We start from the raw sequence: 23,612 nt of genomic DNA, 5'->3' as shown, positions 1-23,612 counted from the left end.
TTCGTCGTTCGCGGGGACGCCCCGGCGACCGCCCTCAGAGGCTCCTCCAGACCTCCGCGGCGGTAAGAGGCACGAGCGAGGGCCGCTCCACCGTCGTCGTCAGCGTCTCCCGCACACCCGAGGCGGCCGATGCGGCGAGCGCGGTCATGATCTCGAGTACGTGCAGCGCCATGGCGCCGCTCGCACGCCCGTCGCCCGCGACCAGGTCCAGCAGCCCGATGCCGCGCCCGGAGTCGACGTACCCGGCGGCGGGCTCGAGCGTCTCCCACGAGCCGCCGCGCGCATGCAGCTGCACGTCGCCGGCGAAGTTGTTCGGGTCGGGAACGATGAGCGACCCGTCGATGCCGTGCACCTCGATCGGTGCGGCGGTCGAGCGGACGCCGTCGAAGCTCATGGTCACGGTCGAGATCGCGCCCGACGCGTGGTGCAGGATTCCCGTGAGGTGCGTGTCGACCTCGACCGGCACGCTCTCCCCCGCCCGCGGGCCGGATCCGATCACGCGCTCGTCGCGCGATCGGGACGACGCGCCCGACACCGCGGTCACGGGCCCGAGCAGCTGCACGAGCGACGTCACGTAGTAAGGCCCCATGTCGAGCAGCGGCCCGCCGCCCTCGCGGTAGTAGAAGTCGGGCTGCGGATGCCACGACTCGTGGCCCGCCGAGACCCACATCGCCGACGCCGACACCGCTCGCCCGATCCGTCCGCCGTCGATCGCCGCCCGCGCGGTCTGCACGCCGGTGCCGAGCACCGTGTCGGGCGCACCCCCGACGCGGACGCCCGCGGCGGTCGCAGCATCCGTGATCCGCGCAGCGTCCGCGAAGGTCGCCGCGAGCGGCTTCTCGCCGTACACGTCCTTGCCGTGTGCGATGGCGGCGAGCGCGACATCGGCGTGCGCCGCGGGGATCGTGAGGTTCAGCACGGCACGGATGCTGCGATCCTCGAGCAGCTCGCCGGTCGTGAGCGCGCGGCACCCGGGGATGCCTTCGGCAGCGGCCTCGGCACGGGCCACGTCGAGGTCGGCGACGGCCGCGATGCGCACGCTCGATGCCGGGAGCAGCGTGTCGAGGTACTGGCGGGAGATGACGCCGAGCCCGACGATTCCGATGTCGGTCACCGCGCGGCCCACAGCATCCCCCGTTCGATGATCGTGCGGACGTTCGCGTCCTGCAGCACGTCGAGGCTGTGCCCCGGCGTCGAGACGAAGACGCGGCCCTGACCCCAGTCCCGCGTCCACACCGCGGGCGAGACGATCGGCCGATGCCATGGGTGATAGGGCTGCACGGGGTGCGTGGTGGTCGCCAGCACGTCGATGAGGTCGTCGTGCAGCACCCAGTACTGCTCGGTCGTCAGTGTGAAGTCGTCGAGGCCCGCCATGATGTCGTGCGTGCGCCCGAGCTCGGTGAGCTCGACGGTGTAGTCGAGGTAGTTGTCGGTCTGGTCGCCGTGCACCTCGTCGGGGTGCTTCGACGGGTGGGTCGCGAACTGGCCTCCCACGAGCTGCAGGTAGTCCGAGCTCGCACGGAACGAGTCGGCGATGCCACCGTGCCAGCCGGCGAGGCCGGTGCCCGCCGCGACGGCGTCGCGGAGGCCGTGGATCGCCTCGTGCGACGCCTGCGACATCGTCACGGACTGCAGCACGAGGTCGACGGTCGCCATACGGTCGGCGTCGGCGTACACCTGGGGGTCGTCCTCGACGGTCACGTCGAAGCCGCTGGAGCGGAGGAACGGCAGGAACAGGTCGGTCGCCTCGATCGGATGGTGGCCGTCCCATCCGCCGCGGACGACGAGGGCGGTGCGGGTCATGCGGGGATCCCTTCTTCATCCCGCTCGTTGAGCGAGCTTGCGTCATCCCGCTCGTTGAGCGAGCTTGCGTCATCCCGCTCGTTGAGCGAGCTTGCGTCATCCCGCTCGTTGAGCGAGCTTGCGTCATCCCGCTCGTTGAGCGAGCTTGCGAGTCGAAACGCGGTGGCTGCCACCGGCGTGAGGATGCTGTCGTGGGCGGCGCTCTGCTCCACGGCGGCGAGGACGCGCTGCACCTGCGTCGCGTCGGCGAAGCTCGGCGACACCGGGATCTCGCCCGCGACCGCGCGCACGAAGTCGACGGCCTGGTGCACGAACAGGTGCTCGTAGCCGAGCCCGTGGCCTGCGGGCCACCACGCTCCGGCATAGGGATGCTGCGCCTCGGTCACCTGCACGCGCCGGAAGCCCTGCGCGACATCGGCGGCGGCGTCGTACACCTCGAGTTCGTTCATGCGCTCGAAGTCGAACGCGATCGCTCCGCGGTCGCCGTTGATCTCGATGCGGTTGGCGTTGCGGCGTCCGGTCGCCATACGGGTCGCCTCGAAGACGCCGAGGGCGCCGCCGTCGAAGTGCGCGGTGAACGCGGCGGCGTCGTCGACGGTCACCGGGAGTCGGTCGGTGGTGTCGGCGGCGACCCCGCCGAGCCCCTCGACCGACGAGCGGCGGGGGCGCGAGGCGACGAACGTGCGCATGGTGGCCGAGACGGCGGTGATCGCCTGGCCCGCGAGCCACTGCGCGGTGTCGACGCTGTGCGCGCCGATGTCGCCGAGGGCGCCCGAGCCCGCGCGGTCGCGGTCGAGGCGCCACGTGTGGGGCGAATCGGGGTCGCTCAGCCAGTCCTGCAGGTACTGCGCGCGCACGTGGCGGATCTCACCGATGCGCCCTTCGGCGATGAGCCGGCGGGCGAGGGTCAGCGCGGGCGTGCGGCGGTAGCTGAAGCCGCACATCGCGACGACGCCGGACCGGACGGACGCTGCGGCCGCAGCATCCGTCATCTCCTGCGCTTCGGCGACCGAGTTCGCGAGCGGCTTCTCGCACAGCACGTGCTTGCCGGCGGCGAGTGCCGCGAGCGCGATCTCGGCGTGGGTGTCGCCGGGCGTGCAGATGTCGATCACGTCGATGTCGTCGCGCTCGACGGCTTCGCGCCAGTCGACCCCGTGCTCCGGCCACTCCCAGCGCGCGGCCGCCTCGGCCGTCGCGTCGGCGCGGTGGCCGATGAGAAGCGCGCGCTGCAGTGCGCGCGGAAGGTCGAAGAAGTGCGGCGCGGTGCGCCAGGCCTGCGTGTGCATGCGGCCCATGAAGCCGGTGCCGATCAGTGCGATCCGCAGCGGGGATGTCGTCGTCGTCATCGTGGTGTCCCTTCCCGGAACCGACGATGCCATCGGGGCTCGTGCCGGTCGAAGATCTTGCGCAAAACTGGTCGCATGCCTGCTCGCGCGACGCTCGCCGACGCCGCCGGCGCTGCACTGCCGCCCTCGCCGATCGTGCTGCCGACCGCGCTCATCGCCCGCGGCTCCACGTGAGAGTCCGGACGGACCGCTGGTCGCAGCATCCGTTCCGGACGAAACGTCGCATGTCGACGCGCGGGGCGCGCGAGTAGCGTGGGAGCACGTCCGACGGAAGGCTCCACATGTCCACTACCGCGCAGTCCGTGACCCGACGCCCTGCCCGCAGCGACGCCGAACTGCAGCAGATGGCGAAAGACCACCTGTGGATGCACTTCGCCCGCCAGTCCGTCATGACCGACGGACCGGGTGTGCCGATCATCGTCAAGGGCGAGGGGCATCACATCTGGGACTCGCAGGGCAAGCAGTACATCGACGGCCTGGCCGGCCTGTTCGTCGTCGCGGCGGGCCACGGCCGCAAGCGCCTCGCCGAGGTCGCAGCCAAGCAGGCCGAGCAGCTCGCATTCTTCCCGATCTGGTCGTACGCGCACCCCGCCGCGATCGAGCTCGCCGACCGGCTCGCCGACTACGCTCCGGGCGACCTCAACAAGGTGTTCTTCTCGACCGGCGGCGGCGAGGCGGTCGAGACCGCGTTCAAGCTCGCGAAGTACTACTGGAAGATCCAGGGGCAGCCCACCAAGCACAAGGTGATCTCGCGCTCGGTGGCGTACCACGGCACGCCCCAGGGCGCGCTCGCGATCACCGGCATCCCGGCCATGAAGTCGATGTTCGAGCCCGTGACCCCCGGCGGCTTCCGCGTGCCGAACACCAACTTCTACCGCGCCGACGACATGGGCGCGCCGTCGGGCAGCCTCGAGGAGTTCGGCGTCTGGGCGGCCGATCGCATCGAGGAGATGATCCTCTTCGAAGGCCCCGACACCGTCGCCGCGGTCTTCCTCGAGCCGGTGCAGAACTCGGGCGGCTGCTTTCCGCCGCCTCCCGGCTACTTCCAGCGCGTGCGCCAGATCTGCGACAAGTACGACGTGCTGCTCGTGTCGGACGAGGTCATCTGCGCCTTCGGGCGCATCGGCCACATGTTCGCGTGCGACGCGTACGGATACGTCCCCGACATGATCACGTGCGCGAAGGCCATGACCAGCGGCTACTCGCCGATCGGCGCCACCATCGTGAGCGACAAGATCTACGAGCCGTTCGCCCACGGCGACCGCGCGTTCTACCACGGCTATACGTTCGGTGGTCACCCGGTCTCGGCCGCCGTCGCGCTCGAGAACCTCGACATCTTCGAGGAGGAGGGCCTCAATGAGCACGTGCGCGAGAACTCGCCGCTGTTCCGCACGAGCCTCGAGAAGCTCACCGACCTGCCCATCGTCGGCGACGTGCGCGGCGACGGGTACTTCTTCGGCATCGAACTCGTCAAGGACAAGGCGACCAAGGAGACCTTCGACGACGACGAATCCGAGCGGCTGCTGCGCGGGTTCCTGTCGAAGGCGCTGTTCGAGGCGGGCCTGTACTGCCGCGCTGACGACCGTGGCGACCCCGTCATCCAGCTCGCGCCGCCCCTCACGATCGGACCGAAGGAGTTCGACGAGATCGAGCAGATCCTGCGCAGCGTCCTCACGGAGGCGTGGACGAGGCTCTGACGCCACCACCGCGCAGAGGAACGGCGTTATGGTTGGCGCGTGGGCACGATCTACTACGGCGGCGGCGCGATGCCGATCCATATCGAGGACCGCGCTCTCGCGCACCTGAAGGTCGTCATCGCGACCAAGCTGCGACGCGACGAGAGCTTCACGGTGTCGTGGAAGCACCCCGACGACCAGCCGCGCGGTCGCAGCACCATCTGGCTGCATCCGTCGATCCCGCTGCGGTTCGTGTTCGACGATCCCGAGCCCACGGAGCTCAGCCGCGCGTGGATCGAGGAGCTCGCCAACTCGGCCAGCTCGACCGGCGGCATCATGCTGTTCGCCGAGCACTTCGACACCGGCCCCGTCCCCGTTCAACAGCTGGGTGAAGAGGGTGAGGCGCCCGACGTGACACTCGGCAACGTCGACGTCGATCACCTCGACGTGGAGCGGCTGACCGTCGGCGGCACCGAGGTGACGCCCGACGATGTCAGCGGTTAGGGCTCAGCCCTCAGCAGGCGGCGGCGGGGTGTCGTCGTCGTCGGGCTCCGGAAGGATCGCGAGCCCGTTGGGCCCGCTGGCCGAGAGCATCAGCGCCTCGACCCAACGGCGGTTGATACGAGGTTGACGGCTGCCGAAGAAGTGGAACTGGATCGGCACCGAGGGGTGGATCCAGAAGCTCCGCCGGCCGCTGCCGTCGCCGATCTCCACGTCGAACATGAACGGCTCCGAGCGGCGCAGCTTGTTCATCATGACGATGCGCAGGTGCGCCAGCGTGCGGTCTTCGATGTCGACCGAGTTGGCGTTGGTGTCGTAGATGAACCGGCCCATGGCAGGAGCCTAGTGCCGGATCAGCAGCGCGCGAATGCCTGATCAGCGTGGTGCGAACGCCGCCGCGAACAGCGCTCGCGCACGGCGTGCGACGGCCGGCCGCTGCGCCGGATCCGCGCGCGCGAGTTCGGTCGCCAGCATCCCGGTCGCGAGGGTGACGTCCTCGGTCTCGATATGCGCTCCGATGCGCCCGGCGGCGCGATCGCGCGCGACGAGACGCTCCACGAGCGCCTGGAATCGGGCGCCCAGCGACGCGACCCGGCGGTCGGAGAGGTCTGCCGTGATCAGCTCGATGAGCGCGGTCGACGCGACGGCCTGATCGACCACGCGGTCGAGCAGATCGTCGATGGTGCGATCGGACGACGCGGTGTACTCCTCGAGGTCGCGCACGTTGTCTTCGAAGACGGCGACGGCGAGGGCGGTCCGGTCGGGGAAGTGACGGTACAGGCTTCCTTGCCCGACACCGGCGCGCTTGGCGACGGCGCTGAAGGGGGCTTGGAGCCCTCCTTCGGCATAGACCTCACGCGCAGCGGCGATCAACGCCTTACGGTTGTCGGCTGCTGCGGCGGGGCCTCGGTTCTGGCGAGGGAGCGCACGGGGGGATGCGGTGCTCGGCACGGGTGTAGCCTAGTACCGGACACTGTTGTCCGGTAGGAGCCGCCCCGAAGGATCCTCATCCCCCGGACCCGCAGCCCCGCTGAACTGCATGAAGAAGGGACAGAAATGAGCACCACCGCCGCTCCCCTGACCGGAGCATCCACCATCCAGACGTGGCTCGACGATCCCGCGGGCGGCGCCGCCCTGCGCGGCCTGCTCGCCCAGGGCGGCCAGAGCGCGGAGGCCCTCGCACCCGTCGCGGGCCTTCCGATCAACAACCTCGTCGCGATGAGCGGCGGCGCCTTCCCGCAGGCTGCCCTCGACGCGCTCGTCGCAGAGGTCAACCCCGACGGCGTCCCCGCGGAAGCCGAAGCCGCTGCCGAGACCACGAAGGCCGTGTGGGCCGAGAAGGTCACCGCCGGCCGCTTCACGGGCCAGACCGTCATCGTGACGGGCGCAGGCTCCGGCATCGGCCGCGCCACCGCGTCGCGCGTCGCGCGCGAGGGCGGTCGCGTGATCGCCGTGGACGTCAGCCAGGAGCGCCTCGACGAGTTCGTCGCGGCGCACGCCGGCGCCGACGTCGTCGCGCTCACCGCCGACATCACCGACGACGAGGGTGTTGCCCGCATCGTCGAGGCGGCCGGCGACCGGATCGACGGCCTCGCGAACATCGCCGGGATCATGGACGACATGACCCCGGTCGGCGACGTCACCGACGCCGTCTGGGATCGCGTCTTCCGCGTGAACGTCACCGGCACGATGAAGCTGATGCGCGCCGTCATCCCCGCGATGCTCGCGCAGGGCACCGGCTCCATCGTGAACACCTCGTCCGAGGCATCCCTTCGCGGTTCGTCCGCCGGCGCCGCCTACACCGCGTCGAAGCACGCGGTGGTCGGGCTCACGAAGTCGAGCGCGTTCATGTACGGCCCGAGCGGCATCCGCGTGAACGCCGTCGCCCCCGGCGCTGTGATCACCAACATCGAGGCGAAGTTCACCTCGCCGCTCGGCGCCGACCGCGTCCGCGCCGGCATGGCCGTGATGACCCCGCCCGTGGCGGCCGACCGCCTGGCCGCGTCGATCACGTTCCTGCTGAGCGACGACGGCGTCAACGTCAACGGCCAGAACCTCGCGAGCGACGGCGGCTGGTCGGCCGCCTGAACCGACCCGCGACGCCTCGGCGGACCCGAGTCATCGATCCGCCGAGGCGTCGCTCTGCACCCAGGCGCTCTTGGCGAGTCGCCAAGACCTGGCGCGTGACGGCCCACTTTCTGGCGAGTCGCCAAGTCCTGGCGCGTTCTGGCGAGTCGCCAAGTCCTAGCGCCCGACGGCCCACTTTCTGGCGAGTCGCCAAGTCCTGGCGCGTTCTGACGAGTCGCCAAGACCTAGCACCCGACGGCCACTTTCTGGCGAGTCGCCAAGTCCTGGCGCGTTCTGGCGAGTCGCCAAGTCCTAGCGCCCGACGGCCCACTTTCTGACGAGTCGCCAAGATCTGCGGTGTCAGAAGGGCCAGACGATCGGGACGTACCAGACCGCGATCACGAGGAAGAACAGCACGAGCGGGAGGCCGAGCTTCCAGTAGTCGCCGAAGCGGTAGCCGGCGGGCTCCATCACCATGAGGTTCGCGGGCGTCGCGATCGGCGTGAGGAAGGCCGCCGCGCCCGCGACGGCCAGCGCCATCATGAAGGGCTGCACCGACAGGTCGAGCGACTGGGCGACCGAGATCGCGATGGGCGCGACGATGAGCACCGTCGCGGTGTTGCTGATCAGCTGCCCCAGCACCACCGTCAGACCGCAGAGGGCGAGCAGGGCGACGTGGGGCCCGGCGTCGCCGAGGAACGACAGCATCCCGTTCGCCACCAGATCGGCGGTCCCGGTACTGATGAAGGCCGTCGACAGCGGGATCATGCCGGCGATGAGCACGATGGTCGTCCACGAGATCGAGTGGTACGCCTGCGTCACGGTGACGGTGCGGGAGAGCACGAGGGCACACGCGGCCAGCAGCGCGGCCACCGCAGGCGGGACCAGGCCCGTCGCCAGCAGCAGGATCATCGCGAGCAGGATGCCGATCGCCCGCTTCGCCCCCTTGCCGAGCGGGACCGACCGGCGCAGCTGCGCAGGATCGTCGACGACGAGCACACCCGGGTCGCTCGTGCGGCGGGAGAGGTCGTCCCACGCGCCCTGCAGCAGCAGCGCGTCGCCGGCCTGCACGACGAACTCGGTGCCTTTGAGCTGCTCATCGCCGCGCCGCGCCGCGAGCACGACGAGGTCGCCGTCGGGAGTCGTCATGCCGGCGCACACGTGCTTGCCGATGAGCGGCGACCGGGGCGCCACGACCACCTCGGTGACGCCGGTCTGAGGGCCGAGCAGCACGCCGGTGTCAAGGGTGAGCGAATACTGCTGACGCAGCAGGCGCGCGTGCCGCACGAGGTCGAGCGGCATCAGCGCGCCCTGGCGCTCGGGCACGAGACCGCCGCCGATGAGGAGGATCGCGACGGTTCCGAGGAGCACGGGGATGCCGACCAGGGCGAACTCGAAGAACCCGAACTCCCGCCCGCCGGCGTTCGCGGCGAACTCGGAGACGATGATGTTGACGGGCGTGCCGGTGAGCAGCAGGAGCGACCCCGCGGATGCGGCGAACGCGAGCGGCATGAGCAGCTTCGACGAGGCGATGCCCGCGCGGGCGGCGACGACCACAACGAGCGGGAGCAGCGCCGCGACCGCCCCATTGATGCTGATGAGGGCCGTGAGGCCGGCCACGAGCAGCGCGATCACGACGAGGAGCGTGGTGCGCTTGGTGCCGGCGCGGCCGATCACCTTCTGGCCAGCCCAGGCCGTGACGCCCGTTGCGTCGAGCGCCTCGCTCACGACGAACAATGCGGCGATGAACAGCACCGTCGGGTCGCCGAACCCGGCGAGAGCCTGCGGCAGCGTCAGCACGCCGGTGAAGAACAGTGCCAGCGCGACCCCGATCGCGACGATGCCGATCGGCACGCGGTTGCTCACGAACGCGATCACCGCGAGCACGAGGATGACGAGCGTTGCGGTGACGGGGTCCACGGCCCCAGCGTAGCCACCGCCCTCCCGGCGGGTCGGACCTCAGCCGCGTCGACAGGTCAACCGGGCCTCGACAGGAGCGTTTGCGCAGGAAAACTCCTGCGGAACCCTGGTTGACCTGTCGAACGGGAGGGGGACGGATGCTGCGACCTGCGGCCGACGGAAGCTCAGCCCCGGAGCACGGCCAGACCTGCGACGTCGTAGGCGAGCTCCACGGCCTCGAAGATCGCGGCGTCGATCGTGCGGGGGGCGAAGGCGTCGCCGATCGTGATGATGCGGGGACCGGATGCCGCGGCCGCAGGATCCGGCACCAGACCGGGGACGGCGATCGACGCGCGCGGCTCGACCGCGACGATGGCATCGACGCCGGGGATCGCATCCGCCGCGCCGGTCAGCGCGTCGCGCGCGGTCACGGCGCCGGGTTCGATGCGCTCGACGCGATGCGCGACGCTCCGGCGGAAGCCGCCGTGCGCGCCGAGGCGTTCGAGCAGCAGCGGCCGGTCGTACCCGGCGCCGATGTGCGGGAACAGGGTCTCGAACGGCGTGATCAGCTCGAGCTCGTCGACACGCTCGAGCAAGGTCAGCACGATCCCGGCCGCGTACGCGGTGCCGTCGGCATCGACCACCGCGATCCGGCGCCCGAGCGGCGACCCCGACACCGCGGTGAACGCGTCGATCGTGCCGTCGGCCGGGAACCCGCCTACGTACGCGCCGCCGAGCGCGAGGGAGGTCGTCGCAGGAGCGACGGCGCCGGTGGCGACCACGATGCCGTCCGTCCCGAGCCCGCGCAGGGTCTCGGCCGTCGCCTCGACACCGAGTCGCACGTCGACGCCGACCGCGACGAGGTCGCGCTCGAGGTCGTCGACGAGGAGTCCGACGCTCTCGCGGCCCGGCACGCGGCGTGCCAGGCGCAGCTGTCCGCCCAGTGCGTCCGATCGCTCCAGCAGCGTGACCGCGTGGCCATCGGTCGCCAGCTCGACGGCGGCGCGCATCCCTGCAGGACCACCGCCCACGACGATCCACCGCTGCGGCGACGCCGCGCGCGGCCGCTCGCCGCGTTCGAGCTCGCGGCCCGCGCGCGGGTTCACGGTGCACGACATCGCGAGTCCGCGGCTGCCGCGGCCGAGGCATCCCTGATTCAGGCGGATGCAATGACGGATGCCGCGTTCCCCCGAATCGACGGGCTCGAGTCCGAGGAGCTTCCGGCCGAGATCGGGGTCGGCGATCTGCGCGCGCGTGAGCGCGACCATGTCGGCGACGCCGGAGGCGACGACCTCCTCGGCCTCCTCGACCGAGCGAGCAGCGCCGACGCCGAACACCGGCACGTCGGGGTTCGCGGCTTTGACCGCGGCGACGTCGTCGCGCAGCCACGCGTACGGCATGGGCGACGACGGGAAGACGTAGTGGACGTTGTGGTAGCCGCCGGCGGCGAGGTCGAGGAAGTCGATCCGGGCGTCCTGCCGCAGGCGCGCGATCACCTCGCGCATGCCGGCGCCGTGGGAGCCTCTGGGGTGGAACTCGTTCGCCACGATGCGGATGCCGACGGTGAAGTCGTCGCCCACCCGCGCGCGCACCGCCCGCAGCACCTCGCGCGGGAACCGCGTGCGCCCCTCGAGGTCGCCACCGTACTCGTCCTGGCGGGAGTTGTAGAGCGGCGAGAGAAACTGGTGGAGCAGGTACCCGTGCGCCATGTGGATCTCGACGCCGTCGAACCCGCCGTCGCGCGCGTGCTCGGCCGACAGCGCCCACCCCTCGACGAAGGACGCGATGTCGGCGTGGTCCATCTCCCGGGTCGCGTGCCCCGTCGACGGCGATATCAGCCGCGACGGCGCGTACACCGTCCGCGGTCCGTCGGGCCCGTCGGGCTGCGCCTGCGCCCCGTGGTGGTTCAGCTGCACGAAGATCTTCGCACCGGCTTCGTGCACAGCATCCGTCATGCTCTTGGAAGCGGCGACCCCCTCGGGGCGATACGCGTCCTCGAAGCCCCGGATCGACCCGGTCGGGTGCACGAAGTGGTTGCCGGCGACGAACAGCCCGCAGCCGCCGAGCGCGCGGCGCACGTAGTACGCGGTCTCGCGGTCGGACTCGACGCGGTCGGAGTACTGCTTCGAGTGCGCCGTCTGCATGATGCGGTTCGGCACGGTGACGCTGCCGATCCGCAGCGTCTGCGCGAGGACGGACGAACGGATGCCGGGGCTCGCGGTCATGCCCCGAGCCTACGTCCGCTCGCGCCACGATTCCCGCGCGTCCACCCCTCGCTCACCTGTCACGAACTGCTGCCTACGACAACAGGATGTGACAGGCGAGCAGAGGAGTCAGGCATCTCACGACTCACCGGTCACGAAATGCTGCCCGCGGCGGCACCTCGTGACCGGTGAGAAGAACGGACGAGAAGTCGACGGGCGTCAGAGGCCGGAAAGGGCCTGGTCGAGGTCGGCGAGGAGGTCGGCAGAGGACTCGATGCCGACCGAGAGGCGCACGACCTCCGGCGGGACGGCGAGCTCGGTGCCGCGCACCGAGGCGTGGGTCATCTCGTCGGGGTAGTTCATGAGCGACTCGACCCCACCCAGCGACTCTGCCAGCTGGAAGAGGCGCGTCGACTCGGCGAAGCGACGTGCGGACGCGGCATCCGCCAGCGCCACCGACACGATCCCGCCGAACCGGCTCATCTGCCGCGCCGCGAGATCGTGCCCGGGGTGCGAGGCGAGCCCCGGGTAGTACACGCGCGCGACGGAGCCGTGGCCCGAGAGGAAGTCCGCGACCTCCTGCGCGTTCTCGCTGTGCCGCTGCATGCGCAGGGCCAGCGTCTTGATGCCGCGGGTCGTGAGCCACGCGTCGAGCGGGCCCGACACCGCGCCGACCGCGAACTGCAGGAACTTCACCTCGGCGTACAAGGCGTCGTCGTTGAGCACGAGGGCGCCGCCGACGACATCGGAGTGCCCGCCGAGGTACTTGGTCGTCGAGTGCACGACGACGTCGGCACCGAGCGCCAGCGGCTGCTGCAGCGCGGGCGATGCGAACGTGTTGTCGACCACGACGAGGGCCCCGGCGTCGTGGCCCAGGCGGGCGAGCCCGGCGATGTCGGTGATGCGCAGCAGCGGATTGCTCGGGGTCTCGACCCACAGGATCCGCGCGTGACGCTCGTCGAGCGCCGCGCGCACCGCATCGAGATCGCTCATGTCGACGACCCGCACGCCGACCCCCCATCCGCTGAGCACCCGCGCGATGAGGCGATAGGTGCCGCCGTAGACGTCGTTGCCGAGCAGCACCTCGTCGCCGGGCTTCAGCGCGGCGCGCAGCAGCGCGTCCTCGGCGGCCAGGCCCGACGCGAACGACAGCGCGTGCGCGCCGCCCTCGAGGGCGGCGAGCTGCGTCTCGAGCGCGGTGCGCGTCGGGTTGCCGCTGCGCCCGTACTCGTACCCCTGGCGGAGTCCGCCGATCCCGTCCTGCGCGTACGTCGTCGAGAAGTGCACCGGCGGGATGACCGCGCCCGTCGTCGGGTCGAAGGCCTGCCCGGCGTGAACCGCCCGGGTCTCGAAGCCGCGGTCGTTCGTGGGCTCGGTCATTCGGGTGCTCCTTCGGTGGGGGTGACGGATGCTGCGGGGCCGGTGTTCGCGCCGGGCGCGCCGGTCGCGACGTCGAAGCCGTGGTCGCGCATCCAGCCGTCGTCGTAGAACCGGTTGAGGTAGCCGCGGCCGTGATCGGGCAGCAGCACGACGACGACGGCGTCGGCGGGAAGGTCGCGGGCCGTCCGCAGGGCGGCGACCACGGCCATGCCGCTCGATCCGCCGACGAGAAGTCCCTCCTCCCGGGCGAGGCGGCGCGTCATCTCGAAGGTCTCGGCGTCGGAGATGCGGTGGATCTCGTCGGGCACCGACGGGTCGTAGCTCTCGGGCCAGAAGTCCTCGCCCACGCCCTCGACGAGGTAGCCGTGGATGGGGCCGCCGGAGTAGATCGACCCCTCGGGGTCGGCCCCGACCACCTTCACCGCGCCGTTCGACACCTCGTGCAGGTAGCGCCCGGTGCCGGTGATCGTGCCGCCGGTGCCGATGCCGGCGACGAAATGCGTCACGCGCCCATCGGTGTCGCGCCAGATCTCGGGGCCCGTCGTCTCGTAGTGGCTCAGAGGCCCGTTCTGATTCGCGAACTGGTTCGGCTTGAACGCTCCCGGAATCTCGCGCACAAGCCGGTCCGACACGCTGTAGTACGAGCGTGGGTCCTCCGGCGGCACGCTCGTGTCGGTGACGACGACCTCGGCGCCGTACGCCCGCAGGACGTCGACCTTGGGCCCCGCGAACTTGTCGGGCACCACGAAGATCATGCGGTAGCCGCGCTGCACCGCGACGAGCGCGAGGCCGACGCCGGTGTTGCCGCTCGTCGGCTCGACGATCGTGCCGCCGGGCAGCAGTTGTCCGTCGCGTTCGGCGGCGTCGATGATGCGCCGGGCGATGCGGTCCTTGGCGGAGCCGCCGGGGTTGAAGTACTCGACCTTGGCGAGCACCGTCGCGGCGACGCCGTCGGTGACACGGGTCAGCTGGACGAGGGGGGTGTTGCCGACGAGGTCGGCCACGCTCTGGGCGTAACGCACGTTGTGTCCTGGTGTGTTGCCGCGCGGGTGCGCGGGAGGTTGTCGGGGTCGCTGAGGTCTGCGTGAAGCGAACGCTTCAACAACAGGGGCGACAACACCGACAGGTCAACACGTGCGTCAGTCTAGACCGAGGTCGGCGTCGCGGTCGATATCCGATCACGCGTCAGGTTCGGGTCGGAGGCACGAGCCGGCCGTCGATCGAAGCCCGCCACGCGGTGTGCAGCGCGGCGTACTCGCCTCCGGCCGCGAGGAGCTCCGCGGGCGTGCCGCTCTCGACGACCTGCCCGTGGCGCAGCACGACGACGCGATCCGCCGACTCCACCGTCGACAGCCGGTGGGCGATCACGAGCGCCGTGCGCCCGGCGAGGAGCGTGGCCAGCCCCTGCTGCACGATCGCCTCGCTCGGCAGGTCGAGCGAGGCCGTCGCCTCGTCGAGGATCAGCACGGCCGGATCCGCGAGGAACGCGCGCGCGAACGAGACCAGCTGGCGCTGACCCGCCGAGAGCCGGCCGCCGCGCTTGTGCACGTCGGTGTCGAGCCCGTCGGGCAGCGCGTCGATGAAGCGGTCTGCTCCGACGGCCCGCGCCGCCGCCTGGATCTCGTCGCGGGATGCCTCGGGCCGGCCAATCGCGATGTTCTCGGCGATGGTTCCGCTGAACAGGAAGCTCTCCTGCGTCACCATGACGACGGCGCGCCGCAGATCGGAGAACGACAGGTCGCGCACGTCGACGCCATCGAGGCGCACCGTGCCCCCCGTCACGTCGTAGAACCGCGCGACGAGCTTCGCGATCGTCGACTTTCCCGCGCCGGTCGTGCCGACCAGCGCCAGCACCTCGCCCGGCTGTACGTGCAGCTCGAGGCCCGGAATCACGTCGGCGCCCGGGGTGTAGCTGAAGCGAACCTCGTCGAAGTCGATGCGCCCCTGCGCCCTCGGCAGGGCAACCGGGCGGGCCGGCGCGGCGACCGAGGGCTCCTCCTCCAGCAGTCCCGAGATCTTCTCGAGCGCCGCGACCGACGACTGCAGCGAGTTGTAGAACTGCGCCATCTCCTGCACCGGCGCGAAGAACCGTTTCGCGTACAGCAGCGCCGCGATGAGCACCCCCACCTGCAGCTCCCCGGCGAAGACCCGGTAGCCGTTGACCGCGAGCATGGCCGCGACCGTCACGTTGCCGATCAGCACGAGACCGGGGTTGTAGACACCGATCAGTCCCACGGCCCGCTGGTCGGCGAACCGGTAGTCGTCGGAGAGCTCGCGATGGCGCGCGATGTCGTGGCGCTCGCGATGGAACGCCTGCACGGCGCGGTTGCCCGCCATCGTCTCGACGAACTGCACGATGAGCCGCGCCGACGCCACACGCGTCGAGCGGTAGTGCAGTTGCGATCGCGTGTGGAACCAGCGGGTGAGCAAGGCGACGGGAACGGATGCCGCGACCAGCATGAACCCGCTCCAGGGATCGAGGGCCAGCAGCATGACCGCGACGAAGACCATGAACAGCAAGCCCGAGAGGAGCTGGTTCACACCGGAATCGAGAAGCTCCCGCACCGCGTCGAGGTCGGACGTCTGCCGCGCGATGATGCGACCCGAGGTGTAGGTCTCGTGGAACTCGAGGCTGAGCCGCTGCGTGTGGCGGAACACGCGCCGGCGCAGCTCGTACAGCGCCGCCTGGGCGATGCGCGCGCTCAGCCGGATCGACCACAGCGTGAGCGCGCCGCTCGCCAGCGCGACGGTCACGTACCCGAACCCGGATGCGAGCACCGACGTGGGGTCGCCGTCGATCAGGAGCGGCAGCCCGGTGTCGATCACCACCGCGACGAACAGCGGCCCGGCGGCCTTCGCGGCCTGTGCCGCCGCGACGAGCAGCAGCATGAGGCCGAACCGCCACCGCATCGGCCGCAGCAGCGACCCGAGCAGCCGCAGCGATCTGCGGCGCACGCGGCGCGCGAGCGACCGTTCGAGCTCGACGTGGTCCTCGAGTGCCACGCCGCTCATGCGACGGCCTCCGCTGCGGCGAGGGCCGTGGACTTCGAGCCCGCGCGACCGGTGCTCCGGGGCGAGGCGCCGACCGAGCCGACCGCGGCCGGGGTGACGAGAGGAGCGGAGTCGGCCTGGGTCGTCGTGATCACCGATCGGTAGCGCGCGCTCGACGCGAGCAGCTCGACGTGCGTGCCGAGCGCCGCGATGCGCCCGTCGTCGAGCAGCGCCACGCGATCGGCGAGTGCGACGGTCGACGGTCGATGAGCGACGACGATGGTGGTCGTCTCGTGCAGATGCGCACGCAGCCGCCGCGTCACGAGCTCTTCGGTGTGCACGTCGAGGGCCGACAGCGGGTCGTCGAGGATCAGGATGCGGGGGGCCGCCGCGATCGCCCGCGCCAGCGAGATGCGCTGCCGCTGGCCGCCCGACAGGGTGAGGCCCTCCTCGCCGATCACGGTGTCGACGCCGTCGGGGAGGTCACGGACGAAGTCGGCGCCGGCTGTCGCGATCGCGGCGTGCAGCACGTCGTCGCCCGCGCCGGGCACTCCGAGCAGGATGTTCTCGCGCACCGAGGCGGAGAACAGCACCGGCTCCTCGAAGGCGATCGAGACGTGTCGGCGAAGGTCGGTGCGCGTCACGTCGCGCACGTCGATGCCGCCGATGAGCACGCTGCCTTGCGTCACGTCATACAGACGCGGCACGAGCTGGGCGAGACTGCTCTTGCCCGATCCCGCGACTCCCACCAATGCGAGCGTCTCGCCCGGCTCGACGACGAGGTCGAGGTCGTCGAGCACGGCGGGGACGCCGGGATCGGCATCCGGATGCCGGAAGGTCACCCCGCGCAGCTCGAGTCGTCGCGCCGACTCCGGCAGCGTGACCGGGCTCTCGGGGTCGAGGATCGTGTTGGGGATGTCGAGCACTTCGAAGAAGCGGTCGATCGCGGCTTTGGCGTCCATCGACATGGCGAACTGCTCGCCGAGGCGCCCGAGGGGGCCGCTCACGACGGCGGCCGTGCCGAAGAACGCCACGATGGCGCCCACGGTGAGGTGTCCTCCCGCGACCAGGAACGCGCCGAGCACGAGCGACACGGCGAGCGCGGCTTCGGGGAGCGCGGTGAGGATCATCGAGACGGTCGCCAGCGAGCGGGCCTTCTGGATCTCTGTCTCGCGCAGCACGTCGGCCTGCGTCGAGAACGACTCGAGCGCCGCGCGGCCGCGACCGAACGCCATGAGGATGCGGATGCCGCGCACGGACTCCTCGACCGTCGTGGCGAGATCGCCGGCCTGGTCCTGCGCGAGGCGCGACGCCGTGCGATAGCTCCGGCGGAAGTAGAGGCTCGCCACCGCGACCGGCACGGCGGCCGCCGCGAAGACGGCCCCGAGAAGCGGGCTCGCGATCAGCATGAGCACGATGCCCGCGACGATCGTGAGCGTGTTGACGCAGATCATGATCAAGCCGAAGCTGATCCAGCGGCGGAAGCGGCGGATGTCGCTCATCGAGCGCGACAGCAGCTGGCCACTGCCCCACTCGTCGTGGAACGCGGCGGGCACATCGACGAGATGCTCGTACAGCCGCACGCGCAGGTCGGATTCGAGCTTGGCTCCGGGGGCGAGCACGAGCTGCCGCCGGGCCACGAGCAGACCCGCCTCGAGGATGCCGAGGCCCAGCACGATCGCGACGCCCACCCAGAGGCCGCGAGCGTCGTGCGTGGCGAAGAGCGGACCGTTCACGATCCACTGCAGCGCCTGCGGGATCGCCAGGGCCACGCCGCTCGCGACCACGGCGGTGATCATGCCGAGCGCGAGCCGCGGCACCACCGGCCTCGCGAGCGGGGAGAGACGCAGAAGAGAATGCGCGAGCGTCGATTCTCGGGGAGCGAGGGCCATCGGTTCCTTCCAGGGAGGCACCGGTCGGCGCCGCGAATTCGGCACCGCGGATCAAGAGGGGACGCACGTCGCGGCGGATCGAGGCGGCGCTTCGGAGGCGCCGCCTCGATCCGCCTGTCGACTACACGCCTGCCAGCACGCGCCGGTTGGCCGGGCGTGGCAGCCCGTAGTGCTCGCGCAGGGTGTTGCCCTCGTATTCGGTGCGGAACAGCCCCCGCTCCCGGAGGATCGGGAGCACCTTCGCCACGAACACCTCGAGCCCCGAGGGCAGCACGGCGGGCATGATGTTGAACCCGTCGGCGGCGCCCGTCTCGAACCACTCCTGGATCGTGTCGGCGACCTGCACCGGCGTGCCGGTGAAGGTGCGGTGCCCGCGTCCGCCGCCGAGCCGCCCGATGAGCTCGCGCACCGTGAGGTTCTCGCGGCGGGCGAGCTCGACGATGAGGGTGTAGCGGCTCTTCGAGCCCTCGATGTCGTCCTCGTCGGGGAGGTCCGTCGGCAGCGGCCGGTCGAAGGCGAGCGACTCCGGATCGACACGCAGCGTCCGGGCCAGCTGGCGGCGCGCGTACTCGGGCGAGATGAGCCGGTCAAGCTCCGCATCCAGCTCGCGCGCCTCGGCCTCAGTATCGGCGATCACCGGCACGAGCCCAGGAAGGATCTTCACGTGCTCGGGGTCGCGCCCGTTCCCGACGGCACGACGCTTGACGTCGGCGTAGAAGCTCCGCGCCTCCTCGACCGTCGGCTGAGCAGTGAACACGGCCTCCGCCCAGCGGCCGGCGAACTCCTTGCCGTCCTCGCTCGACCCCGCTTGCACGAGCAGCGGATAGCCCTGCGGACTGCGCGGCGCGTTGAGCGGCCCGTCGACGCGAAAGTAGCGCCCCCGGTGGTCGATGCTGTGCACCTTGTCGGCGAGCGCGTGCACGCCGCCCTCCTTGTCGGCGACGATCGCGTCGTCTTCCCACGAGTCCCACAGCCGCGTCGCGACCTCGAGGAATTCCGACGCCCGTGCATATCGGTCGCTGTGCAGCGGCTGATCCTCGAGCCCGAAGTTGCGCGCGGCGGCCTCGCCCGCCGTCGTCACGATGTTCCATCCGGCCCGGCCGCCCGAGATCCAGTCCACCGACGACAGCCGGCGCGCGAGATTGAACGGCTCGTTGTACGACGTCGACGCGGTGGCGATCAGCCCGATCCTCGACGTCGTGACGGCGAGCGCGGCGAGCAGGACGGTCGGCTCGATCGATCCCTGTGGACGCCGCCCGACGTCGCCGAACAGTGCGGGCGAGTCGGCGAGGAAGAGCGAGTCGAACTTCGCGTCCTCCGCGATGCGCGCCAGCCGCTGGTGGTAGCCCAGGTCGAGCAGCGCGTGCGGGTCGGCCTCCGGCAGTCGCCACGACGCCTCGTGGTGCCCGGTGTCGTGCAGGAACAGGTTGAAGTGCAGGCGTCGATCCGTCCGCGCGCTCACCGTGTCTCCTCGTGATCGGTGTTCGCGTCAGGTGCTGGGTGCGCCGTGGTGACGCCCAGCGACTCGAGCAGCTGCTCGCGATATCGGATGAAGTCGGGATGCTGCGCGCTCCGCTCGCCGGGCAGGTCGATCTCGAGGTCGAGGGCGAAGCGCCCTTCGTCGATGACGAGCACGCGGTCGGCCAGCAGCACGGCCTCATCGACGTCGTGTGTGACCAGCAGCACGGCCGGGCGATGCACGTTCAGCAGCGTGCGCAGCAGCGCGTGCATGCGGATGCGGGTCAGCGCGTCGAGCGCGCCGAACGGCTCGTCGGCCAGCAGCAGCTCGGGCTCGCTGACGAGCGAGCGGGCCAGCGCCGCGCGCTGCTGCTCGCCGCCCGAGAGCTCGTGCGGCCACGCCCGCTCGCGGCCGGCCAGACCGACCTCGGCGAGCACCTGCCGCCCGCGCGCGGCGACGCCAGAGCCCGACTGGCCGAGCACCACGTTGTCGAGCACCCGCAGCCACGGCAGCAGCCGCGAGTCCTGGAAGACCAGCGACACTCTGCGCGGCACGAACACCTCGCCCGACCCGTCCACTCCGTCGTCCAGACCGGCGACCGCGCGCAGCAGGGTGCTCTTGCCGGAGCCGCTGCGCCCGATGAGGGCGACGAACTCGCCCCGGTGGATCCGCAGGTCGACGGCGTCGAGCACCGTGCGGTCCCCGAACGAACGGGTGAGCCCCGTGATCTCGACCGCGGCGGTCAGCTGGCCAGCGTGCGTCGCCATGACAGCACCTTCCTCTCGAGCAGTCGCACGAGGGCGTCGGAGGTGAAGCCGAACACGCCGTAAACGACGAGGCCCACCAGGATGATGTCGGACTGCGCATACAGCTGCGCCTGCGACATCATGTAGCCGATTCCGGAGGTCGCGTTGATGGTCTCGACGACGATCAGCGCCGTCCACGACCCGACCACGGCAAGCCGGAACCCGACGAAGAAGCCGGGGAGCGCGCCGGGGAGCAGCACTGACCGGACGTACTGCCAGCGGCTGAGCCCGAGCGTCTCGGCGAGCTCGATGTATCGCTGATCGATTCCTGTCAGGGCGCTGTAGGTGTTGATGTAGACGGGGATCAGCACGCCCAGCGCCACGATCGTGACCTTGAACTCCTCCCCGATGCCGAGCCACAGGATCAGCAGCGGGATCAGGGCGAGGTTCGGGACCGCCCGCTTGACCTGCAGAGTGCCGTCGATGAGCGAGTCGCCGAGGCGGTTGAGGCCGGCGACCACCGCCAGCACCACGCCGCTCACCGTTCCGATCACGAGGCCGAGCAGGGCACGGCTGAGCGATGCGGCGACGTTCTCGCCGAGCCGCCCGTCGAGGATCAGGCTCCACGCGGTGCCCAGCACGACGTCGGGACCGGTGAGCAGCCGCGGGTCGAGCAGCCCGAACGAGGCGGCCGACTGCCAGATGACGAGGATGATGAACGGTCCCAGCAGGCGCGATCCCGGGATCAGACGTCGGCGCCCGAGCTGCCGGCGTCGTGATTGGCGGACGAGGCCGGCCGGGACCTCGCCTGCCGCGCGAGCCGTTGCGGTGTCGACGTGGGTCCGCCCGGCGGACGGTGCGATGGTGGTAGTCATCAGTTCCCCCGATACTCTTCCGCCACGGCGGCGACCGCGTCGCCTTCGAACCGGCGGTCGAACAGCACCTCGGCATCGAAGTCCGAGACGAATCCGCCCTCGACGAGGAGGTCGATCGAGGACTGCGCCCAATCGACCGCGTTGTCCCAGTCAGCCGGGAAGAACGGCTTGTTCGCCTTCGCCCAGATGCGGTCGGCGTCTTCCGCCGTCACACCTTCGGTGTCGACATAGTGGAATTGCTTCCACTCGTCGGCGTTCTCCCACGCCCAGACCTGTCCCTGCGCCCAGGCGCGGATGTAGTCGCGGACCGCACGCACGTTGTCTTCGTCGGCGAGCACCGCGGTCGGCACCCACAGGATCGTGAGCAGGTCGGGCTCCTCCGACGGGATCGCGACGGCTCCGTCCTGCGCGTACTGATCGATGTACTTGGTGACGGCCGGCTCTCCCAGCGGTGCGACGTCGACCTGCCCCGACTGCAGCGCCGTGAGGAACTGGGTGCTCGGAAGCTCGACGAAGTCGACCTCGTCGTTGGAGATACCCGCCGTCTTGAGGGTGCGCAGCACGGTGTCGCCCTGCGACTGGCCCTGCGAGAAGGCGATCTTCTTGCCCTTGAAGTCGGAGAAGTCGGAGATGTCGGAGCCCGGCGCCGTGGCGAACACGTAAGAAGGCTCTGGCCGTTCGAGCACCCCGACGATCGTGGCGTCGAAGTCGATGTCGTGCGCCTGGATGGGCGGGATGATCGCGTTCGACGCGATGTCGAGGGAACCGGCACGGAACGCCTGGATGACGTCCGGTCCGGCGCCCACGTTCACCCACTCGGCGACGGTGAAGTCGAGCGGTTCGATCTCCGAGCCGGCCGCCTCGAGCTGCAGCTGCGTCGTGCGCCCGGCGATACTCAGGCTGGTGTCGGGGTCCGGCGCTCCGGTGGGCAATGGCGCTGCCGACGACTCGGTGGTCGCCGGCGCGGCGCTGGCGGAGGCGCACCCTGCGAGGGTCATGACCACCGCACTCGCCAGGAGCAGCGAGATCGTTCTGGCGGCTGACGATGCGCGCGTTGATTCGGTCATTTCGTCCTTTCAGGGCGGGTGGGGGGAACTCGTTGGAGCGATGATGCGCGAGTCCACGATGCGGGTGAGAGCCCCCGTCGTCATCGTCGGTAACACCGCGCTTCGCGGCGTCATGAAGCGGCATCCCGGGTCATCTCGCTCCGGCGGGCGCGGATGCGCTGTCAATGTGGTGCCCGCGTGAGCCCACCTCGAAGAGGGTTCCGCCCGCAGATGTCGACACCGCACTCGAGCCGAAAGGGCACCTCCATGACCGAACCGAGATACGCCAGCGCGAACCACCGCCCGGGACGACTGCACTTGAACGCCTTCCTCATGAGCACGGGGCACCACGAGGCGTCGTGGCGACTGCCGGAGAGCGACCCGTCGTGGACCTCGACGAACATCGAACACCTGCGGCGCCTCGCGCAGCTCGCCGAGCGCGGCAAGCTCGACTCGATCTTCTTCGCCGACGGCCCGGGCCTGCGCTCCGACGTCGGACGCCGGCCGGCAGGCTCCCTGGATCCGCTGATCGTGCTGACCGCGATCGCGGCCGTGACCGAGCGCATCGGCCTCATCGCGACCGCGTCGACGACGTACAACTCGCCGTACAACCTCGCGCGGCGCTTCGCGTCGATCGACCACGTGTCGGGTGGCCGTGCCGGGTGGAACGTCGTCACGACGGCCGGGCCCGACATCGCCCGCAACTTCGGCCTCGACGATCAGCCCGCCCATGCGGTGCGCTACGAGCGTGCCGACGAGTTCCTCGAGGTGGCTTTCAAGCTCTGGGACTCGTGGGACGACGACGCCGTGCTCGCCGACAAGGCGAACGGCGTGTGGGCCGAGAAGACGAAGATCCACCCGGCCGAGCACGTCGGCACGCACTTCTCGGTGGGCGGCGCGCTCACCACGCCCCGCTCGCCGCAGGCGCGCCCTCTCATCGTGCAGGCGGGCTCGTCGGACGACGGCAAGGCGCTGGCGGCGCGGTATGCGGAGGCCGTGTTCACGGCGCACCAGACGCTCGGCGACGCGCGCGCGTTCTACGCCGACCTCAAGGCGCGCACGATCGCTGCGGGCCGCAGCGCCGACGACATCAAGATCCTGCCGGGCATCGTCCCCGTGATCGGGTCGACCGAGGCCGAGGCCCTCGCCAAGGAGCGCGAGCTCGACGAGCTCATCGTGCCGGAGTACGCCCGCGTGCAGCTCGCGAAGACGCTGCGCCTCTCACCCGACGACCTTCCGCTCGACCGCGAGCTCCCGGCCGACCTGCCCGCCGAAGACGAGATCGAGGGCGCGAAGAGCCGCTACACGCTCATCGTGGAGCTCGCGCGGCGCGACCGGCTGACGGTGCGCCAGCTCATCGGCCGGCTCGGCGGCGGCCGCGGACACCGCACGTTCGCCGGCACGCCGGAGCAGGTGGCCGACGCCATCCAGGACTGGTACGACGCCGAGGCAGCCGACGGCTTCAACATCATGCCGGCCGTGCTGCCGTCGGGCCTGGAGCAGTTCGTCGACCACGTGCTGCCCGTGCTCCGCCGGCGCGGACTGTTCCGCGAGGAGTACGAGGGCACAACGCTGCGCGACCACTACGGGCTGGCCCGCCCGGCGAGCCGCTACGCGACCGCCGCGCCGGGCGACCCGGCCCGGCCTGTCGCCCAGGCGCGCGAGCTCGAAGACGCGCGCGCATGACCGGCGCGCTAGCCGCCGGCGATGTGCGGGGCTGACCGACG

Annotated in this window: 19 protein-coding genes and 1 pseudogene; 5 read left to right on the top strand and 15 right to left on the bottom strand. The window is 70.8% G+C overall.

The window, feature by feature from the left end; all coding sequences use genetic code 11:
* Window positions 1-34 precede the first annotated feature (34 nt).
* From ACEYYH_RS03425 to ACEYYH_RS03415, 3 genes are read right to left on the bottom strand one after another with little or no spacing between them, the layout of a single operon-like run.
* Complete coding sequence (locus ACEYYH_RS03425; RefSeq protein WP_374976891.1) at window positions 35-1,114, bottom strand: Gfo/Idh/MocA family protein; 1,080 nt, start codon at window positions 1,112-1,114, stop codon at window positions 35-37.
* On the bottom strand, window positions 1,111-1,803 hold the full coding sequence (locus ACEYYH_RS03420; RefSeq protein WP_374976890.1) for a ThuA domain-containing protein: 693 nt from the start codon (window positions 1,801-1,803) through the stop codon (window positions 1,111-1,113). Before ACEYYH_RS03420 ends, ACEYYH_RS03425 begins: the two co-directional genes overlap by 4 nt.
* Entirely contained in the window at window positions 1,800-3,149 is a 1,350-nt protein-coding gene (locus ACEYYH_RS03415; RefSeq protein WP_374976889.1) for a Gfo/Idh/MocA family protein, read from the bottom strand. The genes ACEYYH_RS03420 and ACEYYH_RS03415 overlap by 4 nt, the downstream gene beginning before the upstream one ends.
* A 281-nt stretch (window positions 3,150-3,430) precedes the next feature.
* On the opposite strand from ACEYYH_RS03415, the gene ACEYYH_RS03410 reads away from it, so the two are divergent.
* Window positions 3,431-4,846: an aspartate aminotransferase family protein gene (locus ACEYYH_RS03410; RefSeq protein ID WP_374976888.1), complete on the top strand. Its 1,416-nt coding sequence runs from the start codon at window positions 3,431-3,433 to the stop codon at window positions 4,844-4,846.
* Between the two features lie 39 nt (window positions 4,847-4,885).
* Window positions 4,886-5,188, top strand: a pseudogene (locus ACEYYH_RS03405) (hypothetical protein); the annotation flags it as partial.
* A gap of 144 nt (window positions 5,189-5,332) precedes the next feature.
* On the opposite strand, the gene ACEYYH_RS03400 reads toward ACEYYH_RS03405, so the two are convergent.
* Together ACEYYH_RS03400 and ACEYYH_RS03395 are read right to left on the bottom strand one after the other, a co-directional pair.
* The gene (locus ACEYYH_RS03400) at window positions 5,333-5,659 is read right to left on the bottom strand and encodes an ATP-dependent DNA ligase (protein WP_374976887.1); all 327 of its coding nucleotides are present in this window, start codon (window positions 5,657-5,659) and stop codon (window positions 5,333-5,335) included.
* A 42-nt stretch (window positions 5,660-5,701) separates the two neighbouring features.
* The gene (locus ACEYYH_RS03395) at window positions 5,702-6,277 is read right to left on the bottom strand and encodes a TetR/AcrR family transcriptional regulator (RefSeq protein WP_374976886.1); all 576 of its coding nucleotides are present in this window, start codon (window positions 6,275-6,277) and stop codon (window positions 5,702-5,704) included.
* Window positions 6,278-6,382: 105 nt separating this feature from the next.
* Here ACEYYH_RS03395 and ACEYYH_RS03390 point away from each other — a divergent pair, with 105 nt between their 5' ends.
* Complete coding sequence (locus tag ACEYYH_RS03390) at window positions 6,383-7,414, top strand: SDR family NAD(P)-dependent oxidoreductase (RefSeq protein WP_374976885.1); 1,032 nt, start codon at window positions 6,383-6,385, stop codon at window positions 7,412-7,414.
* Between the two features lie 339 nt (window positions 7,415-7,753).
* On the opposite strand, the gene ACEYYH_RS03385 is transcribed toward ACEYYH_RS03390, so the two are convergent.
* From ACEYYH_RS03385 to ACEYYH_RS03340, 10 genes are all read right to left on the bottom strand, one after another.
* Window positions 7,754-9,313 carry an SLC13 family permease gene (locus tag ACEYYH_RS03385; RefSeq protein ID WP_374976884.1) on the bottom strand — a complete coding sequence of 520 codons (1,560 nt, stop codon included), beginning with the start codon at window positions 9,311-9,313 and terminating at the stop codon, window positions 7,754-7,756.
* Window positions 9,314-9,477: 164 nt separating this feature from the next.
* Window positions 9,478-11,517: an NAD(P)-binding protein gene (locus ACEYYH_RS03380; protein ID WP_374976883.1), complete on the bottom strand. Its 2,040-nt coding sequence runs from the start codon at window positions 11,515-11,517 to the stop codon at window positions 9,478-9,480.
* A 198-nt stretch (window positions 11,518-11,715) separates the two neighbouring features.
* The gene (locus tag ACEYYH_RS03375; RefSeq protein WP_374976882.1) at window positions 11,716-12,876 is read right to left on the bottom strand and encodes a cystathionine gamma-synthase; all 1,161 of its coding nucleotides are present in this window, start codon (window positions 12,874-12,876) and stop codon (window positions 11,716-11,718) included.
* Window positions 12,873-13,898, bottom strand: a complete 1,026-nt coding sequence (locus ACEYYH_RS03370) for a pyridoxal-phosphate dependent enzyme (protein WP_374976881.1) — start codon at window positions 13,896-13,898, stop codon at window positions 12,873-12,875. Before ACEYYH_RS03370 ends, ACEYYH_RS03375 begins: the two co-directional genes overlap by 4 nt.
* A 163-nt stretch (window positions 13,899-14,061) precedes the next feature.
* The gene (locus ACEYYH_RS03365) at window positions 14,062-15,888 is read right to left on the bottom strand and encodes an ABC transporter ATP-binding protein (protein ID WP_374976880.1); all 1,827 of its coding nucleotides are present in this window, start codon (window positions 15,886-15,888) and stop codon (window positions 14,062-14,064) included.
* On the bottom strand, window positions 15,885-17,759 hold the full coding sequence (locus ACEYYH_RS03360) for an ABC transporter ATP-binding protein (protein WP_374976879.1): 1,875 nt from the start codon (window positions 17,757-17,759) through the stop codon (window positions 15,885-15,887). Before ACEYYH_RS03360 ends, ACEYYH_RS03365 begins: the two co-directional genes overlap by 4 nt.
* A gap of 121 nt (window positions 17,760-17,880) precedes the next feature.
* Window positions 17,881-19,221, bottom strand: coding sequence for an LLM class flavin-dependent oxidoreductase (locus tag ACEYYH_RS03355; RefSeq protein WP_374976878.1), 1,341 nt, complete (start codon window positions 19,219-19,221; stop codon window positions 17,881-17,883).
* Window positions 19,218-19,985 (bottom strand): ABC transporter ATP-binding protein, encoded by a 768-nt coding sequence (locus ACEYYH_RS03350; RefSeq protein ID WP_374976877.1) that lies wholly within the window; start codon window positions 19,983-19,985, stop codon window positions 19,218-19,220. Before ACEYYH_RS03350 ends, ACEYYH_RS03355 begins: the two co-directional genes overlap by 4 nt.
* Window positions 19,961-20,839 carry an ABC transporter permease gene (locus tag ACEYYH_RS03345; RefSeq protein WP_374976876.1) on the bottom strand — a complete coding sequence of 293 codons (879 nt, stop codon included), beginning with the start codon at window positions 20,837-20,839 and terminating at the stop codon, window positions 19,961-19,963. Before ACEYYH_RS03345 ends, ACEYYH_RS03350 begins: the two co-directional genes overlap by 25 nt.
* Window positions 20,839-21,837, bottom strand: a complete 999-nt coding sequence (locus ACEYYH_RS03340; RefSeq protein ID WP_374976875.1) for an ABC transporter substrate-binding protein — start codon at window positions 21,835-21,837, stop codon at window positions 20,839-20,841. The genes ACEYYH_RS03345 and ACEYYH_RS03340 overlap by 1 nt, the downstream gene beginning before the upstream one ends.
* On the opposite strand from ACEYYH_RS03340, the gene ACEYYH_RS03335 reads away from it, so the two are divergent.
* Together ACEYYH_RS03335 and ACEYYH_RS03330 are read left to right on the top strand one after the other, a co-directional pair.
* A complete protein-coding gene (locus tag ACEYYH_RS03335; protein ID WP_374976874.1) occupies window positions 21,836-22,087 on the top strand; it encodes a hypothetical protein in 252 nt (83 codons plus the stop codon). The genes ACEYYH_RS03340 and ACEYYH_RS03335 overlap by 2 nt on opposite strands.
* 65 nt (window positions 22,088-22,152) lie before the next feature.
* Window positions 22,153-23,571, top strand: a complete 1,419-nt coding sequence (locus ACEYYH_RS03330; RefSeq protein WP_374976873.1) for an LLM class flavin-dependent oxidoreductase — start codon at window positions 22,153-22,155, stop codon at window positions 23,569-23,571.
* Window positions 23,572-23,612 lie beyond the last annotated feature (41 nt).

The sequence above is a fragment of the Microbacterium trichothecenolyticum genome, from assembly GCF_041938625.1.
GTDB lineage: Bacteria > Actinomycetota > Actinomycetes > Actinomycetales > Microbacteriaceae > Microbacterium > Microbacterium trichothecenolyticum_D.
Note: the sequence above shows the minus strand (reverse complement) of the source record. Positions and strands in the feature narration are given on the sequence as shown.